The sequence below is a fragment of the Vibrio nereis NBRC 15637 genome (assembly GCF_001591105.1).
In the GTDB taxonomy this organism is placed as follows: Bacteria; Pseudomonadota; Gammaproteobacteria; order Enterobacterales; family Vibrionaceae; genus Vibrio; species Vibrio nereis.
On record NZ_BCUD01000007.1, the window covers coordinates 121,986 to 139,429 of the forward strand.

The following is a 17,444-nucleotide window of genomic DNA, read 5'->3' on the forward strand; positions in this document are numbered from 1 at the left end:
TCGTTCAAAAAGTTCACTTTTCTCTTTTTAAATGTGACATGTATCACGTATTATTGTTCATAATCAAAGCGGTTACTGTTTAGACACCGCAAAGTAACTTCCTCAGTTGCACATAAGCATGTGTGCATTACCTATAACAAGCCATTTTTGAGTTTGAGCTAAATATATGCGTATATCTTTAAAGAACTTGTCGATTAAGACTCAGGTGTTAATCCCTGTACTTTTCATTGCCACAGCGCTTGTCGCGACATTGTGGTTCACTAAAGTTAACCTGCAAAGTGAACAACAACTTGTTGTGGACAACACGGATGCGTTTGTGATGTACAAGGATACGTTGGCAAAAATTGATGATCAGGTATATCCAATACGTATTTCTGCCGTTTACGCAATTTACGATGCAGATCGTCGCCAAACATTTATTAATGAGTTAGCCCAAAGCATTGTGCCGATTCGTAAAGATCTAAAAGTACTGCAGAAGGAAGAAGCATTTCGCGAAGACGCTGAGCTGACTTTAGCAGCAATTGATCAATACATGGATTACGCACGCCAGTCAGTTGATTTCTTCACGCGTCATGACAAAGGTCTTGTATCGTCTTCGGAGCACAACCAGTTCATTGAACAATACAAGAGATATGGCCAAGAAATGGTTGAGTCTATTAACAGCTTATCTGCCACAGTCAATCATTTCTCTGAGCGCTCAATGGACCACAGCGAACAGCAGAACAAAGCAGTACTCAATATGGCATCAATGCTGGTGTTTTCTGTTCTTGCTATCTCAATGTTTGTTGCCTGGATTTTAGCGGGCATGATTGTTAGCCCAATCTCTAATTTGCAAGTCGTCATGCGTAAGTTAGCGGGCGGTGATTTAACGGCTAAAGCCGATGTGGATGGCAAAAATGAAATTGCTCAGCTTGGGCAAGATGTCAACCAAACAGCTGAGCAGCTACACAAGACTGTGCAACAGTTGATGAGCATCAGTGAAGAAGTTGCGTCAGCATCAACAGAGCTTGCGGCAGTAATGACTCAAGCGCAAGCGAATGCCCAGCAAGAATTGGCTGAGATCGAGCAAGTTGCATCTGCGGTGAACGAGCTTTCTAGCACCGCCGACAATGTGAGTGATAATGCTCAAATGGCAGATTCAACAGCACGCGAAGCGGATCAATTAGCACAATCAGGCCTTGAAGTGTTTAGTGAAAGCAGCCGTGCAAGTGAACAAATGAGCAACGCATTAAATGATGCGGCGCAAGTTGTGCAAACATTGCAACAGCAGTCTGAGCAAATCAATGATGTGGTTGAAGTTATCCGCGGTGTTTCTGAACAAACAAACCTATTGGCGCTAAATGCTGCGATTGAAGCTGCACGTGCAGGTGAGTCAGGCCGAGGATTTGCAGTAGTCGCTGATGAAGTTCGTATGCTTGCGGCCCGTACCCAAGATTCTACTGGAGAAATCCAGGCAATCATCGAAGAGCTACAGAAGCAATCTGGCTTGGCGAACGACAGTATGCAGATCAGCTTAGAGATGCTTTCGAAAACCAATGAGCTTTCTGAGCAGGCAAACAGCGCGCTAGGCGGTATTACAGAGTCAGTTGTTAACATCAATGATGCCAATACTCAGGTTGCAACAGCAGCAGAGCAGCAGTCACAAGTGACTCAAGATATTAACCGTAACGTGGTGAACATGTCGGAACTGGTTAACCAAAACGTTGCTGGTATCTGTCAAAGCGCAAGCGCGAGTGAAGAGCTATCTGAACTGGCAGAAAAGCAGAAAGCTCAGTTAGCGTTCTTCAAGCTCTAAAGCGAGCTCACGTTATTACTAGGCAGCCAGTTATGGCTGCCTTTTTTGTATTTTTTGCTCAAAAATATGGGCTAAAGTCTCACTGTTTTTCTAAAAATAATCGGGCCTGCAATACGTAAAAATCACATTTTTGTGAGTAAGTAACCGAATAGTTTGATGGTTCGATGAAAAGTTACACGAGTGAATAGCGAAAAGGATTGCGCAAACGGTTAGCGGTTGGCTCGCTAAGATGTTGTTTTGAATTGATAAAGAAGAAAATGGATGGTTAGGGTGGGTAGCTAGGTATGCAACTTAACCAAACTGTATCACAATAAAATCGAAAATATCAGTCTTGTTAGAATTAAATCACAGCCTATAATGCTGAAAACCGGAGCGTCTGCCAACGCTCCGGTTTTTTTGTGTCCGAAGAACAGTAAGCTCGTCTGCCAACGGGTTTACTACGCACTCTGAGTGACGCATATAAGTTATGAATCAAGGAATTACACAATGCGTATCGAACAAGAACTTAAGTTAGGCTTTAAAGATGTCCTGTTTCGCCCGAAACGTTCCACTCTAAAAAGTCGCTCTCAAGTAAATTTAACCCGCGATTTTACATTCAAGCACAGTGGCCGTCAATGGTCTGGCGTGCCTGTCATTGCTGCCAATATGGACTCTGTCGGCAGTTTCGACATGGCGAAAGCGCTTGCGGAACATGGTGTAATGACTGCTGTTCATAAGCACTACAGCGTCGACGATTGGGCTGAGTTTATTCATGGTGCTAATGCATCAGTATTAAACAATGTGATGGTTTCTACAGGAACCTCAGAAGCAGACTTTCAGAAAACCCAAGACATCATGGCTATGACAGATGATCTGATTTTTATCTGTATCGATATTGCCAATGGTTACTCGGAACATTTAGTTGAGTACGTTGAGAAAGTTCGCGCTGCATTTCCAGACAAAGTCATCTCTGCAGGTAACGTCGTCACTGGCGATATGTGTGAAGAGTTGATTCTTGCGGGTGCGGATATTGTGAAAGTAGGCATCGGCCCTGGCTCTGTGTGTACCACGCGTGTCAAAACGGGTGTTGGCTATCCTCAGCTTTCAGCCATCATTGAATGTGGTGATGCGGCGCACGGTCTGGGCGGTATGATCATCGGTGATGGTGGCTGTTCATGTGCGGGTGATGTGTCTAAAGCGTTTGGTGGTGGTGCCGACTTTGTCATGCTTGGCGGTATGCTAGCAGGGCACGAAGAGTCTGGCGGCGAAATAATCGAAAAGGATGGTGAGATGTTCATGAAATTCTACGGAATGTCGAGCCAATCTGCGATGGATAAGCACTCTGGTGGCGTGGCTAAATACCGCGCAGCGGAAGGAAAAACGGTACTGTTGCCATATCGTGGTAGTGTTCATGGCACGATATCTGACATCCTTGGCGGTGTTCGCTCTACATGTACTTACGTCGGTGCTGCAAAGCTTAAAGAGCTAACCAAGAGAACGACTTTCATTCGCGTACAGGAACAAGAAAACAACGTGTTTGGTAAAGAGTAAATAGCGAGTATTGTTCCAGCTGTTGTTGAAACAACCATAAATTGAGATTGCCTCTTCTACATCATACTTTGTAAGTTTACGGCCTATGGTGAAAGAGGCAATTTTTTGCAAACGCCTACCCCGAAGAGTGCAAGGGGGGATATTTTATGAACAGCGCTCATTTGACGCATTCTAAGCCTGCTATGTATAACGAGCTTAAATAAGCGTTTATTCTAAGTGCTTAAACTGCAACGCTACCAGTCGTTGATATAACTCGCAGCTTTGTATCAATGATTGGTGGTTACCAATATCGACCAGTGTGCCACCGTCTAATACTGCTATCTTATCTGCGTGTTGAATGGTCGATAAACGATGAGCAATGATCAGCGTAGTACGGCCTTTCATCAACACCTCAAGTGCTTGCTGAACATGATGTTCACTTTCGCTATCTAGTGCACTGGTGGCTTCATCAAGTAGTAGGATTTTCGGATCTTTTAGAATGGCACGAGCAATGGCAATTCTCTGCTTTTGGCCGCCGGACAGTCTCACCCCACGTTCTCCTAAAAAGCTATGATAGCCTTCAGGTAGCTTCTCAATAAATTCATGTGCATGTGCTTTTTTCGCTGCTTCGATAACTTGCTCGTCTGTTGCTTCTGGATTGCCGTACCGAATGTTATGGAACACGTCGTGGCTAAATAGAGCTGGCTGCTGAGGTACCAGTGCCATTTGGCGGCGAAGGTCTTTCGGATTGAACTGGCGAATATCTTCTCCTCCGAACAAAACTTGGCCTTGCTGCGGATCGTAAAAACGTTGTAGCAGCTCGAAGAGTGTCGTTTTACCGGCACCGGATGGACCAACCAACGCCAATACCTTGCCTTGTTCAGCGGTTAGGGTTAACTCTTTGATAGCAGGTTGGTTAGGACGAGAAGGATAGTTGAAGTTAACCGACTTAAAGCTGACTTCGGCAGGCATATCTAAACTGATTGGTAAGTGATTGTTTGGCGCACTAATATCGCTTTCTACTTGCAGGATCTCGATCAGCCTTTCAGTTGCGCCTGCGGCTCTTTGTAGCTCCCCCAGCACTTCTGAAATGGTAGCCGTGGATGACGCGACCATGATGGCGTAAAACACAAATGCCGCTAGGTCACCCGCAGACATTTTTCCGTGGATCACATCACTGCCTCCAACCCAAAGCATGCCCGAAATAGCGCTAAACACAATCACAATGACACCAGATATTAAAATCGCGCGTTGCTTCACTCGCTGTCTGCCAACCTCGAACGCTTTTTCCACTTCGACGGAAAAGGCGGCTTTTTCATATTGCTCTGAGCTAAAGCTTTGTACCGTTTTAATATGCTCTATTGCTTCACCTGCATAGCTGCCCACATCGGCCATCGAGTCTTGGCTTTGGCGTGAAAGGGCACGCACTCGTCGCCCATACACCAAAATGGGCACCAAAACGAATGGCACAGAAGCAAGCACAATCAATGTGAGCTTAAAGTTGGTGGCAAACAACATGATGATGGCGCCAACGCACATTAAGGCGCTGCGCATTGCCATAGAAAAGGAGGAGCCAATGATGCTCTGTAGCAAAGTGGTGTCAGTGGTGAGGCGCGACATAATATCGCCGCTACTGTTGGTTTCAAAATAACTCGGATGCAGCGAAATAACATGGTTAAACACAGCAAGGCGAATATCTGCACTGACGCGCTCACCCACTGATGAAACCAGATAGAAGCGAAAGAACGTTCCAATAGCAATACACAAAGTGATACCAACAATAAACTGAATCGCATTGGTGAGCTCTTGCAACGACTGCTGAGCGAAACCTTGATCAATCAGAATACGCACACCATAGCCAACCGACAACGTCAGGCTCGCCGTCGCGACTAGTGCGACCAAAGCTGCGGTAACACGCCACTTATAAGGTGAAACAAAGGTATTGAGTTTAAGAAGGATGCTCAGGTTGTTGTTTTTGCTGCTCATGAATGACTCACAAAGCTATTCTGATGTTTGGAATAGTAAGCCACTTAGCCAAGTGAGACCAGTAACGAGTTATTTTTGAAGAACGGTGATCTATTTGTACTGCTACAAGAGAATGCTTGCTTCTGGTTTGGTTGGTGACCAATCTCGTGCAAGGTTTGTGGAGGCAAGAGCTGTGCTGGCTAATTTGTGCCCCACTTTTGAGTTTCAGGCATCAATCTTGTCATTTTATCGGTGCATTTATATACATGTTTTTCCTCATGCATGTACAATTTTTTGAATTACAGTTTGTTTTCCAAGCTGACCTCAAATTAAATCTACAAAAGAGAGCTGTGACATCCTATGGACGATAACGACAAAGATGAACTAATAAAACAACTGAGTATGTTTGTTGGATGTGAAATGCCAACAAAGCCAAATTCATGGGAACGAGTAGAAGAAATCAGAGAAGAACTACTTACCGATACCGATAACTACCCTTGGCGAGCTGAAGTAGAGGAACTCTGGGAACAGCTCTCTCGTGCTCAAAATGACGAATTGATGAAAATTGATCGACAAGATAGATGCGCAGAAACACCACTAGAAGCATTATTTAGTGGCGTAGAAATACCTCGATATCAACCAATGGAAGTCCTCGCCTCAGTAAAAGAAGCATTTGATATTTATATGCTTGCACAAGGAAAGCTCACTCTTGAGGACGTATTTTTTGGCCCCATGAAAAAAGGTGTAGGGAACTATGCAGCTAGAAGAAGTAAAAAATCGACCTACGGAGATTTCGATTTCTATGCCAGAGGTGGGGGCCTCTTTATGACGGTAGAGGAGAGGGATGCCCACGAAAATATGAGTTTAGAAAGTAAGGCAATCGAGTATTTAGCATATGGAATGAATCCTGAAATAGCGAAAATATACAATAAAGCGCCTGATTACCATAATATTCCTGACCCCGAAAGTTATCTGAGAGGTTATAGACGCTGGAAGCGGACAAACAAGTAAATTACCTGTCCTTAACTCGCATATATGGACTAGAGATAATGGCTAGGTATTAAAAACGGAGAGTAATAATGGTTGAGTATATGTCTCAAATTTTGTCTGCTTCACCTCTAAATTTAGCCTTGTTGTGCCTTATGCTGATGATCATAAGAGATATTAAGCACAAGAAGTAACATGCTACTTCAGCGGCTGGTAAGTACTATAAGATATAGTGTGATGTAAGCCGCTGACTTTAATGAACTCTCGAAAATCACTTTATGGTAGCTTCAACAACAGTGTGTAAAGAATTACCCGAATGGGTAGAAAAACAAAGGCAGCCTAGTCAACGGCTGCCTTTTTTGTTTTGGCTGGAGAACTTAACCAATAATCAGGAAGAATATAACCGTTGCTACAATACCAATTAGAGCATATGGGAACTGTGTGGTTGCGTGTTGCATCGACGTACAGCCAGAGCCTTGTGCAGACAGTACAGTTGAGTCACTAAAGAAACATGAGTGGCTACCTGCTGCTGATGCTGAAAGCAGCGCCGCTACTGTTAGATGCAGTGGAACACCCAGTTGTTCACCCAGTGGTAAAACAATTGGCATCGCGACAGCAAAGGTGCCCCAAGAAGACGCGGTGGCAAAAACCAGCGCTCCGGTAATCATAAAGATAATGGCAGGGAAGTAAGAAGCCGATAGGTATGGACTAACGGTTTCAATCACGTACTGCGTCAGACCTAAAGAGTCGTTAACAGACTTCAGCATAAAGCCACCAATCACAGTCGCAAGCGGCAGTAGCATCACCTTAATACCATCGTACACGGCCTCGAACATGTCGTTCATGGAAACCAGTTTTTGTGCACCATAGAAACAGATAGTAAAGATAAGTGCGACAAACACGCCCGCCAACAGGTCAATACCGAAATACCAACTCGCGGCTACCAGAACAACCATAGGTAACATGAAGTTAATCAGTCCCATTGTTGGGTTTGTGTGAGCTGAAATGTCAGAACCAAAGTCAATATCTGTTGTGCCATCTGGGCGAACCTGTCCCTTCTTGGCACGCAATTCTGCTTTTTTCATTGCACCAAGGTCTGGGAGTTTCTCGGTAGCAACCAGCATCACAATCGCAAGTGTTACCCAGCCGTAAGCCATGTACGGAATCGCTTCCATGTAAGCTTGAATACCTTCGCCAGATTCAGCCACACCGTTGGCCTCTAGCAGAGAACTAAAGAAGATCGCCCAAGTTGAAATCGGAACAAGGATACAAATAGGCGCAGCAGTCGAGTCCACTAGGTATGAAAGCTTTTCACGAGAGATCTGATAGCTGTCTGTAATTTTCTTCATAGAAGAAGAGATAGCAATGGCATTTAGATAGTCGTCAATAAAGATCAGGATACCGAGGAAAAAGGTCATCAGCATAGATTGTTTACGGCTCTTAACCTTAGTGACCAACATATCAGAGAAGCTGAGAATACTGCCACCTTTCTCAAGTACAGCGATCAAGCCTCCCATCAAACCACATACCAATATAATCCAAGCGATGGTTTCATCCATCATAACGCCTATCGAAATATCAACAATTTGTTCGACAGCTTCGCTAGGGTTAAGCAGCAGCACGCCAGCGATCGCGCCACTAAACAGTGCTTCGACAGTTCGGTGAGTGGTTAAAGCAAAAACCAGTACCAACGATGTGGGAAGAAGGCTCATCCATCCATAATTTTGCCCTTCTTCATGGTTCAATCCGATTGAAGTGAAGAAAATGAAAACCGCAATAACCAACAGGGTTACAATAATATGTTGACTGTTCATTTTCAGCGGCGCATCCAGCGCCTTAGTTTGCGTAGTCATAACTCTTTCCTTTTTATGCTGAGTGCAACATCCAGTCGATTTCTAGTGGTGTGATTGCTCGCTCAAATTCTGCGAGTTCACTCCGCTTGCAAGCAAGATACAAATCAATGAATTCCCTAGAGATGTACAAAGCCAGTTCACTGTGTTCCAGTTGCTCAAGTGCCTCTGACATGCGCAATGGAAGTTCAATGGCTTCATCACTTAGCGGAAGCGGACATTGCTCTTTGGTGTAGTTATCACTCGCTAATACTGCGGAAAGTACTACTGCAGCGAGAATGTAAGGGTTAACGTCAGCTCCTGCAATACGGTGCTCTATACGGCGGTTTTTGCTGTCGCTGATAGGCACACGCAGTGCAACACCGCGATGGTTTTCACCCCAGTCCGCTTTCGTTGGTACGTAAGCGCCAGGAACAAAGCGGCGAAATGAGTTAACGTTAGGACAAATCAAAGCCATGGAATCCGATGTTTGTGCAAGCATCGCAGCCATAGTTTGATAAAAGCGATCGCTGGCTTGGCCGTCTGGTTTACTGAAGTGATTATTACCACTCTCATCGACCAAGCTCAGGTGAATGTGCATACCATTACCCGCTTGGTCACCGAAAGGTTTTGCCATAAATGTGGCATCGAACCCGTGCTGGTGGGCAACTTGTCGAATCAAGCGTTTTGCGATGATGATTTCATCGCAGACTCGAAGCACATCTTTGGAATGGTTGAAATTGATTTCGAATTGACCAGGTGCCGATTCTGATAAAGCACCAGAGGTGTTTAAGCCCTGTTCTTGAGCAACCTTATTAAGGTCTGACAGAAAGTCCGCGTAGTCATCCAGCCCATCGAGGTCATAGACCTCCGTGTCTTTCTCTCGAGTCTTTTTCTTTGGGTTTAGCGCCGTTTGTAGTTCACCGCTTGGGCTGCGTTTTTTGTCAATTAAGTAGAACTCGAGTTCTAAGGCTACACAAGGATACTGGTTGTTCGCGTGCAGCTTATCCAGTAAATCGGACACAATGTTTCTTATAAACAGAGGGCTGGGGTTCGTCGCATTTTCATCCATCATCGTCAGAAGAATCTGACCGACTTGTTCATTGGCAGTGGGCATTAGCGTACCTGCGATCGGAAAACACATATTATCCGGCTCTCCTAACTCCTCACCTAGTCCGGCAGACTCCACTACGTTCCCTTTTGTATCAAGCGTAATAGTAGAGAGAGGAAGAGCGACACCTTTGTGTAGTTTCTCTAATGCATTGACGGGTATGCGCTTTCCTCGCGGTGTGGCGTTTATATCGGTGAAAATAAGGTCAACAAATTCGATATTGGGCCATTCTTGTCTAAAATTTTTAACTTCCTGTAGGTAGGGTTCCATTTTTAGTTCTCCAAGTAGACTGACGAGCGGTGATCTAAAAATAATTTACTTAACAAATAACTTACATCTATTAGACTAAAGTATTAAGTGTTTCAATTATTTTGTTTTTAAACAATAACTTGTATTGATCTAATTAAGCTTTATTGGTTGATCGTTGTTTTTGTTTGTTAACTATTTTGTAACAGGTGGTTTTGTTTTGCACAATATAATGAGCATAAATAGGCTTTTTTTTGACCAAAAAAGTGGGCCGTGTCACGATTTGGTCATAATATCGAACATGAGTGTTGATAATTTTGTACTTGGTTTGTAGTGTGAATGTTAAATAAATCGAACACGGAAGAGCTATGTCAGAGGTAAAAAAACCAATTATCGGAGTTGTTAGCTGCGCGAAGGAGTTAGGTGGTTACCAAATCCAGGCAGTGAATGACTTTTATCTACGTGCAGTGAAAGATTTTGGCGGATTGCCACTTATGCTGGCTCCAGATATGTCCGCTGATGAAATGGAAACCATTTTGGCGTTATGTGATGGCTTCTTGTTCCCAGGCAGTCATTCCAATGTAGCGCCACATCATTACAACGCTTCTCACACTGAAACGAAGAAAGATGAAGCTCGTGATGAACTGTCGTTGAATATTATTCGTCAGGCTATTGATAAAAATATTCCGTGTTTGGGTATTTGTCGTGGTTTTCAGGAAATGAACGTCGCTTTAGGGGGGACTCTGAACCCGGCAGTACATGACGCTGGATTTAATGATCACCGAGAAGCTCAGGTCGAGGATTTCGAAGAAAAATATGCCCCAGCACACGCTGTTTTAGTGCAAAAACAGGGCTTATTTGAACAGTGGCTAATAGAGAACCATTGGGAAAACACCAGCTTTTTTGAAGTGAATACTTTACACAATCAAGGGGTTGATCGGCTTGCACCTTCACTACAAGTGGAGGTGAAAGCACCGGATGGATTAATTGAGGCATTTAGCCTACCAGGACAGAAATATTTTGTCGGCGTGCAGTGGCACCCAGAATGGAAAGCAAAAACCAATCATTTCTCACAGATTTTATTTAAAGAATTTATGATGGCAGCCTCTCTTTAAACTTGGAGCTGCATGAATGGACAATCAAGAGATTGGTAAAAATATTGTTCAGTTAAGAAAACAACATGGATTGTCACAACGAGATTTAGCGGAGCGAGCTGGTATTACCCACAGTGCTATATCGTCAATTGAGAACGGTAAGGTAAGCCCGTCGGTTAGCTCGCTGCAAAAAATAGTGAACGTTTTTTCGTTATCACTCTCGGAATTTTTCACTTTTGAGCAACCAAAAAGTGATGAAGTGAAAGTGGTCGTGTCACCGGAAGAATTAGTCGAAATGGGCAGTGAGTCGGTTTCGATGAGGCTGGTGACAAACGGTACAAAAGATCAGGTGATTGGATTCCTGATTGAAGAATATGCACCGCACGGAACAACAGGTTCGACAGAAATTAAACATGAAGGCGAAGAGATTGGCACCATTTTAGAGGGCGAAATCACCCTTGAATATAAAGGACAGTCTTACGTCATAAAAGCGGGCGAGTCGTATGTCATTGACACAACCCAACCGCATAAGTTTACAAATCACACAGACAAGGCTTGTCGAATGATAAGCGCGCATACGCCAACCACATTCTAAGTGGGCCTTGCCTTGTTGTGATAACAAGGAGAGCGTATGAAAACCCAAGAGCAATGGATTGAGCTAAAAAACAATCTTAACATTGAAAGTAGGGCGTATATTAACGGTGAGTACAGCTCAGCAAAGAGCGGTCAAACCTTAGAAGTCATTAACCCAGCAACGGACGAGAAGTTAACAAACATCGCCCGTTGCCAAGATGAAGACGTAGATCTGGCGGTTGCATACGCTCGACAAGCTTTTCAATCAGGTCAGTGGAGTGAAAGCGCTCCGTCTCATCGCAAAGCGATCCTAATTCAATTCGCTGATCTGATCGATCAACACCGTGAAGAGTTGGCACTGCTTGAAACCCTCGATACTGGCAAACCCATTGCTCACAGCTATTCTACCGACATTCCAGGCGCTGCAAGCGCTATCCGCTGGTACGCTGAGGCAATTGATAAAGTCTATGGCGAAGTTGCGCCAACCGAAAAAGACGTACACGCGTTTATCTCGCACCAGCCGATTGGTGTCGTTGCCGCTGTTGTTCCTTGGAACTTTCCGCTTTGGCTGGCGTGTTGGAAACTAGGTCCAGCACTCGCCGCTGGTAACAGCGTTATTTTAAAACCGTCTGAAAAATCCTCTTTAACAGCGATCTACCTTGGTCAACTTGCAGAACAAGCTGGCTTACCTAATGGTGTGTTCCAAGTGATCACAGGTTTTGGCCACGAAGCCGGTGACGCGTTAGCCAAACATGATGATGTTGATTGTATTGCGTTTACAGGCTCCACTCGAATTGCAGGCCAACTGATGGTTCGTTCGGGTGAGACTAACTTAAAACGTGTCTTCGCTGAGGCGGGGGGTAAAAACGCCAACATCGTCTTTGAAGACTGTGATGATCTCGATCGTGCAGCAAAACAAACCGCAGCAGGGTGCTTCTACAACCAAGGTGAAGTGTGTGTCGCGGCGACCCGTTTGCTGGTGCACGAAAGCATCAAAGATGTATTTATCGATAAAGTCATCTCTGCGGCGCAGTCTTTTATGCCAAAAGATCCGATGGATACCTCTTCATCGATGGGGGCGCTAATCGACCAAGATCATAAATCCAAGGTACTGGAATACATTGAACTCGGCCAATCAGAGGGCGCGGTTCTGCGCTGCGGTGGCAATGTGGAAGGACAAGGTGCCTTCGTCGAGCCAACCATTCTCGATAATGTCGATAACAAGATGCGCGTTGCTCAAGAAGAAATCTTTGGTCCTGTTTTGTGTGTGATTCCATTTACAGATGAAGCGCACGCCATCGCTATCGCGAACGATTCTAAATACGGCCTAGGTGCTGCGCTTTGGAGCAGCAACATCAACCGCGTACACCGCGTGGCAAAACAACTTCAAGCTGGCTCAGTTTGGGTCAACAACTACAACGAAGGTGACATGACCGTCCCATTTGGTGGATTCAAAATGAGTGGTAATGGCCGAGACAAGTCATTACACGCTATCGAAAAATTCACCGAAACTAAGACGACATGGATTCGTCTACACCCTTAAGCCTGCTGACGACTAATAAAGGAATATCTCTATGAACAAGCATACGGATTCGTTCTACGCTCATTCTGTGCCAAATATGCCGGAATACCCACAACTTCAAGATAATATCGAGTGCGATGTGTGTGTCGTCGGCGCTGGATTTTCGGGGCTTTCATCGGCTCTCCACTTAGCTGAAAAAGGCTTCAAAGTGGTGGTACTAGAAAGCGCAAAAGTTGGTTTTGGAGCCACTGGCCGTAACGGCGGTCAGATCGTGAACAGCTACAGCCGAGATGTTGACGTGATTGAAAGCCGTTACGACCAGCACCAAGCAAAAGCACTGTGTGACATGATCTTTGAAGGCGGCGACATCATTCGTGGCCTAGTCGACAAATACGATATCGATTGTGATTTAAAGCAAGGTGGTCTGTTTACCGCGCTTAATGGCAAACAACTGAAAGGGCTAGAAGAGCACAAGAAAAATTGGGAGCGTTACGGTAACGATCAACTCTCAATGCTGGATGCCAATCAAGTGGAAGAAGCGGTTGGTACAAAGGTCTACAGCGGTGGCCTTTTAGATATGCGCGGCGGTCACATTCACCCGCTGAAACTGGCACTCGGTGAAGCCGCGGCATTTACTTCTCTGGGCGGGCAAATCTTTGAACAATCCGCCGTGACAGAGATTGTGAAAGGCGCGCAGCCAACCGCGAAAACTGCGAAAGGCAGCGTGAAGTGCAAGTACTTAGTATTAGCTGGAAACGCGTACCTAGGCGGGTTAGCGCCAAACATCAGTAACAAAGCAATCCCATGTGGCACACAAGTGGTTGCAACGCAGCCGCTAACAGAAGAGCAACTCAAGTTTATTCTGCCAAGTGATTACTGCGTAGAAGATTGTAACTACTTGCTCGACTACTTCCGTTTGAGTGCCGATAAACGCTTACTGTTTGGTGGTGGTGTTGTATACGGTGCACGTGACCCAGAAAACGTAGAAGCCCTGATTCGCCCTAAACTAGAGAAAGTTTTCCCGCAGTTAAAAGGTATCAACATTGATTACACTTGGACGGGCAACTTCCTACTAACTTACTCACGTATGCCGCAGTTTGGTTCATTTGCCGACAATATTTATTACTTGCAAGGCTACAGTGGCCACGGTGTTACCTGTACACACTTGGCAGGCAAGCTACTGGCCGAAGCACTAACCGGGCACGCAGAACGTTTTGATGCCTTTGCAGCACTTAAACATTACTCCTTCCCGGGTGGGCGTCATTTCCAAATTCCGTTCACTGCAATTGGTGCGGCTTATTACAACCTGCGAGACAAACTAGCGATTTAAGAGATAAGGAATATCCAATGAGTAAAGTAGTGAAATTTGCAGCGCTTCAGTTAACCAAAAGCTGGGATCTCGAAGACAACCTCAATAAGGCGAAACAAGCGATACGCGAGGCGGCGGGAAACGGTGCCAACGTTATTCTGCCACAAGAGCTTTTCGCGGCGCCTTACTTCTGTAAAAAGCAAGAAGCGAAATACTTTGAGCTGGCGGAAGAAACAGAAAACAGTCGACTGATTCAAGAAATGAGTGCGCTTGCTAAAGAACTCGGGGTCGTTATTCCGGTCAGTTACTTTGAAAAAGCTGGCAATACCTTCTTTAACTCATTGGTAATGATTGATGCAGATGGCTCGGTACTCGAGAACTATCGTAAATCGCATATCCCTGACGGTCCGGGATATAGCGAAAAGTACTACTTCAGCCCGGGAGACACAGGGTTCAAAGTATGGCAGACCCAGTTTGGTAAGTTTGGTGCAGGTATCTGCTGGGATCAATGGTTCCCTGAACTTGCGCGTAGCTTAGCGTTGCATGGTGCAGAAGCCATTTTCTACCCAACCGCGATTGGTAGTGAGCCACAAGACCTGACTTTGGATTCGCGTGACCATTGGCAACGCACCATGCAAGGTCACTCTGCGGCGAACTTAGTGCCTGTGATTGCTTCAAACCGAGTTGGCACAGAACTGGATGATGGCGTTGAAACTACCTTTTATGGTTCGTCATTTATTACCGACCATACCGGTGGAAAACTTGCCGAAGCTCCCCGCGAAGGTGAAGCGATCATTTATGCAGAGATTGACCTAGCGGAAACCGCAAAAGCACGTCATGCGTGGGGATTGTTCCGCGACCGTCGTCCAGACCTTTACACAAGCATCGGTAAATTGGCTGTTTAAGAGGGCGTTAAAATGCAGTTGTCGACCACACCCGCTCAAGATGGGTTCTACTTTCCGGCTGAATTTCAGCCGGTGAGTGAAGTTTGGCTCGCGTGGCCGGAAAGGCGAGATAACTGGCGTGAAGGGGCTTTGCCAGCACAAAGAACATTCGCCAGCGTTGCCAATACGATCGCAGAAGTCACCAAAGTATGCGTTGCCGTGAGCTCACAACAATTTGACCACGCACGAGAACAGCTTCATTCCGGTGTTCGTTTGGTTGAAATGCCATTAAACGATGCCTGGATGAGAGACATTGGTCCAACGGTTTTAGTGAATCAGGCGGGTGAACGTCGCGGTATTAGCTGGCAGTTCAACGCTTGGGGTGGAGAGTACAACGGCCTGTACGAGAACTGGCAGCACGATGACCTTGTTGCAAGTTCGGTGTGTGAGATTCTCGGGATTGATCATTATCGAGCGCCGTTTGTGCTTGAAGGTGGCGCTATTCATACCGATGGGGAAGGAACGCTTTACACTACGGAAGAGTGCTTACTCAGCCCTGGGCGAAATCCTCATCTAAGCCAAGATCAGATTGAACAAAAGCTCAGAGAGTACCTTGGAATAGAAAAGATCATTTGGTTACCCAAGGGGCTGTTTAACGATGAAACCGACGGTCATGTTGATAACCTGATGCACGTCATCGCACCGGGGAAAGTGGTATTGAGCTGGACGGACGATCCCAACGATCCTCAGTACGCGCTCTCCCGTCAGGCTGAGCAGGTACTCAAACAGCAGCGAGATGCCAAAGGACGTGACATTGAGGTCATTCGTTTGCCACTGCCTGGGCCGCTTCACTACAGCGAAGAGGAAGCCAATGGTATCGAGAGCAGCGATGGCATGAATCGACTTGCCGGGGAGCGCCTTAGTGCCTCTTATGCCAACTTTTTAATCGTCAATGGTTACGTGATTTTTACCCCTCCTAGATGAGAGTACGGATGCCATTGCGAAAGACATTTTGCAACGTGCGATGCCGCAGCATCACATCATTGGAATACCAACAAGGGAAGTACTGCTTGGCGGTGGAAATATTCACTGTATTACTCAGCAAATCCCAGCTTAATACTCATTAAGAGCCACTGACTCGATTCTGTGAGTGGTCTCTATTGCTGTCAAAAGGAATCACCATGCAACACATACACAATAAAAGCCTTCTTTCGTTTATGGTGCCAAATGAAAAGCAAGGCATTGCGGTTACCAATCCGGCAACAGGCGAAATGATTGGCTATGCACCTATCTCGTCAGAGCAAAGCATTCTCGATGGTATTGAACGTGCGAGTATCGCACAGAAAGAGTGGTCAGCAATGCCTGCCAAAAGCCGCGCCGCGTTGCTGCACAAATGGTATCAACTATTGCTCGAGAACAAACAAGACCTTGCTCGCCTTATGACGCTAGAGCAAGGTAAGCCGCTGGCGGAAGCGCAAGGTGAGGTAGTTTACGGCGCAAGCTTTATTGAATGGTTCGCCGAAGAAGCCAAACGTACGTACGGTGAAACTATCCCAGCTCCAAGTGCAGACAAACGTTTAGTGACCATCAAACAGCCTGTGGGTGTGGCATGTGCGATCACACCTTGGAACTTCCCAATAGCGATGATTACGCGTAAGGCAGGCCCGGCACTAGCAGCGGGCTGTAGCTTTGTGGTCAAACCTTCGGAGTCAACGCCACTGTCTGCGTTTGCGGTGGCTGAATTGGCGTACCAAGCGGGGATCCCGCGTGATGTGCTTCAAGTGGTATTGGGTGAAAGCTCACGCCAAGTCGGCGGCATTTTCACCTCTCATCCATTGATTCGTAAGGTTTCCTTCACTGGTTCAACTCAGGTTGGCAGCATTTTGATGCAGCAAAGCGCGCACGATGTGAAACGCACCTCAATGGAACTGGGAGGTAACGCGCCGTTTATCGTGTTTGATGATGCTGACATAGACGAAGCAGTCGCAGGCGCAATGGCATCGAAGTTCCGCAACGCAGGGCAAACCTGTGTGTGTGCCAACCGTTTTTATGTGCACAGCAAAGTGTACGACGAGTTTGTGGCCAAATTTGACGCTGCCGTTCAGCAGTTAAAAGTGGGTAATGGTTTAGAAGAAGGTGTGACGATTGGCCCTGTGGTGAGTGAGTCAGCCAAGCAAAATATTCAAGCGCTGATTGATGGTGCGGTGGAACAAGGTGCAGAGCCAGTGTCTGAGCTTAAAGCCTTAGATGGCCTCTTCATGCAGCCAGTGATCTTAAAGAACGTCACCCATGATATGGCGATCGTCTCACAAGAAATCTTTGGCCCTGTTGCTCCGATTATTCGCTTTGAAACGGACGAAGAGCTGATCGAGATGGCGAATGACACCATCTATGGTTTGGCGTCTTACTTCTACAGCCAAAATATCCATCGAGTCTGGAAGATTGCAGAGGCTTTGGAATACGGCATGGTTGGTATCAATGAAGGTTTGATCTCTACCGAAGTGGCGCCTTTTGGTGGTGTGAAGCAGTCTGGCATCGGGCGTGAAGGTGCTAAACAAGGTATCGATGAATACATGGACGTGAAATATCTCTGCTTCGGCGGAAACAAATAAAAGGATAA

Annotated in this window: 12 protein-coding genes and 1 pseudogene; 10 read left to right on the forward strand and 3 right to left on the reverse strand. The window is 45.9% G+C overall.

From position 1 onward, the window contains the following. The first annotated feature begins 166 nt into the window (after positions 1-166). Positions 167-1,795: a methyl-accepting chemotaxis protein gene (locus VNE01S_RS09725; protein ID WP_053394995.1), complete on the forward strand. Its 1,629-nt coding sequence runs from the start codon at positions 167-169 to the stop codon at positions 1,793-1,795. 486 nt (positions 1,796-2,281) lie between these two features. Then, positions 2,282-3,325, forward strand: coding sequence for a GMP reductase (locus VNE01S_RS09730; RefSeq protein WP_053394994.1), 1,044 nt, complete (start codon positions 2,282-2,284; stop codon positions 3,323-3,325). Between the two features lie 207 nt (positions 3,326-3,532). Here the strand turns inward: VNE01S_RS09730 and VNE01S_RS09735 are convergent, their stop codons facing one another. Further along, complete coding sequence (locus VNE01S_RS09735) at positions 3,533-5,290, reverse strand: ABC transporter ATP-binding protein/permease (protein ID WP_053394993.1); 1,758 nt, start codon at positions 5,288-5,290, stop codon at positions 3,533-3,535. Between the two features lie 339 nt (positions 5,291-5,629). Here VNE01S_RS09735 and VNE01S_RS09740 point away from each other — a divergent pair, with 339 nt between their 5' ends. After that, positions 5,630-6,280, forward strand: a complete 651-nt coding sequence (locus VNE01S_RS09740) for a hypothetical protein (protein ID WP_053394992.1) — start codon at positions 5,630-5,632, stop codon at positions 6,278-6,280. Between the two features lie 353 nt (positions 6,281-6,633). On the opposite strand, the gene VNE01S_RS09745 is transcribed toward VNE01S_RS09740, so the two are convergent. Together VNE01S_RS09745 and VNE01S_RS09750 are read right to left on the reverse strand one after the other, a co-directional pair. Next, positions 6,634-8,109, reverse strand: a complete 1,476-nt coding sequence (locus VNE01S_RS09745; protein ID WP_053394991.1) for a Na+/H+ antiporter NhaC family protein — start codon at positions 8,107-8,109, stop codon at positions 6,634-6,636. A gap of 13 nt (positions 8,110-8,122) precedes the next feature. Next, positions 8,123-9,466, reverse strand: a complete 1,344-nt coding sequence (locus VNE01S_RS09750; protein WP_053394990.1) for a glutamine synthetase family protein — start codon at positions 9,464-9,466, stop codon at positions 8,123-8,125. A 344-nt stretch (positions 9,467-9,810) separates the two neighbouring features. On the opposite strand from VNE01S_RS09750, the gene VNE01S_RS09755 reads away from it, so the two are divergent. The 7 genes and pseudogenes from VNE01S_RS09755 (at position 9,811) to VNE01S_RS09785 (ending at position 17,436) form a co-directional block, all read left to right on the forward strand. Further along, the gene (locus tag VNE01S_RS09755) at positions 9,811-10,557 is read left to right on the forward strand and encodes a gamma-glutamyl-gamma-aminobutyrate hydrolase family protein (protein ID WP_053394989.1); all 747 of its coding nucleotides are present in this window, start codon (positions 9,811-9,813) and stop codon (positions 10,555-10,557) included. Between the two features lie 16 nt (positions 10,558-10,573). After that, positions 10,574-11,131, forward strand: coding sequence for an HTH-type transcriptional regulator PuuR (puuR, locus tag VNE01S_RS09760; RefSeq protein WP_053394988.1), 558 nt, complete (start codon positions 10,574-10,576; stop codon positions 11,129-11,131). Between the two features lie 36 nt (positions 11,132-11,167). After that, entirely contained in the window at positions 11,168-12,652 is a 1,485-nt protein-coding gene (locus VNE01S_RS09765; RefSeq protein ID WP_053394987.1) for an aldehyde dehydrogenase, read from the forward strand. A gap of 31 nt (positions 12,653-12,683) precedes the next feature. Then, entirely contained in the window at positions 12,684-13,961 is a 1,278-nt protein-coding gene (locus VNE01S_RS09770; protein ID WP_053394986.1) for an NAD(P)/FAD-dependent oxidoreductase, read from the forward strand. 17 nt (positions 13,962-13,978) lie between these two features. Further along, complete coding sequence (aguB, locus tag VNE01S_RS09775; RefSeq protein ID WP_053394985.1) at positions 13,979-14,845, forward strand: N-carbamoylputrescine amidase; 867 nt, start codon at positions 13,979-13,981, stop codon at positions 14,843-14,845. A 12-nt stretch (positions 14,846-14,857) separates the two neighbouring features. Further along, positions 14,858-15,941: pseudogene (aguA, locus tag VNE01S_RS09780) on the forward strand (agmatine deiminase). Positions 15,942-16,005: 64 nt separating this feature from the next. Next, the gene (locus tag VNE01S_RS09785; RefSeq protein WP_053394983.1) at positions 16,006-17,436 is read left to right on the forward strand and encodes an NAD-dependent succinate-semialdehyde dehydrogenase; all 1,431 of its coding nucleotides are present in this window, start codon (positions 16,006-16,008) and stop codon (positions 17,434-17,436) included. The last annotated feature ends 8 nt before the right edge of the window (positions 17,437-17,444 follow it).

What these genes read in the sequence shown, in the direction of transcription:
- VNE01S_RS09765 (WP_053394987.1), top strand. Translation starts at nt 11,168, where the DNA reads ATGAAAACCCAAGAGCAATGGATTGAGCTAAAAAACAATCTTAACATT.
- puuR (WP_053394988.1), top strand. Translation starts at nt 10,574, where the DNA reads ATGGACAATCAAGAGATTGGTAAAAATATTGTTCAGTTAAGAAAACAA.
- VNE01S_RS09745 (WP_053394991.1), bottom strand. Translation starts at nt 8,109, where the DNA reads ATGACTACGCAAACTAAGGCGCTGGATGCGCCGCTGAAAATGAACAGT.
- VNE01S_RS09785 (WP_053394983.1), top strand. Translation starts at nt 16,006, where the DNA reads ATGCAACACATACACAATAAAAGCCTTCTTTCGTTTATGGTGCCAAAT.
- VNE01S_RS09730 (WP_053394994.1), top strand. Translation starts at nt 2,282, where the DNA reads ATGCGTATCGAACAAGAACTTAAGTTAGGCTTTAAAGATGTCCTGTTT.
- VNE01S_RS09740 (WP_053394992.1), top strand. Translation starts at nt 5,630, where the DNA reads ATGGACGATAACGACAAAGATGAACTAATAAAACAACTGAGTATGTTT.
- VNE01S_RS09770 (WP_053394986.1), top strand. Translation starts at nt 12,684, where the DNA reads ATGAACAAGCATACGGATTCGTTCTACGCTCATTCTGTGCCAAATATG.
- aguB (WP_053394985.1), top strand. Translation starts at nt 13,979, where the DNA reads ATGAGTAAAGTAGTGAAATTTGCAGCGCTTCAGTTAACCAAAAGCTGG.
- VNE01S_RS09735 (WP_053394993.1), bottom strand. Translation starts at nt 5,290, where the DNA reads ATGAGCAGCAAAAACAACAACCTGAGCATCCTTCTTAAACTCAATACC.
- VNE01S_RS09725 (WP_053394995.1), top strand. Translation starts at nt 167, where the DNA reads ATGCGTATATCTTTAAAGAACTTGTCGATTAAGACTCAGGTGTTAATC.
- VNE01S_RS09755 (WP_053394989.1), top strand. Translation starts at nt 9,811, where the DNA reads ATGTCAGAGGTAAAAAAACCAATTATCGGAGTTGTTAGCTGCGCGAAG.
- VNE01S_RS09750 (WP_053394990.1), bottom strand. Translation starts at nt 9,466, where the DNA reads ATGGAACCCTACCTACAGGAAGTTAAAAATTTTAGACAAGAATGGCCC.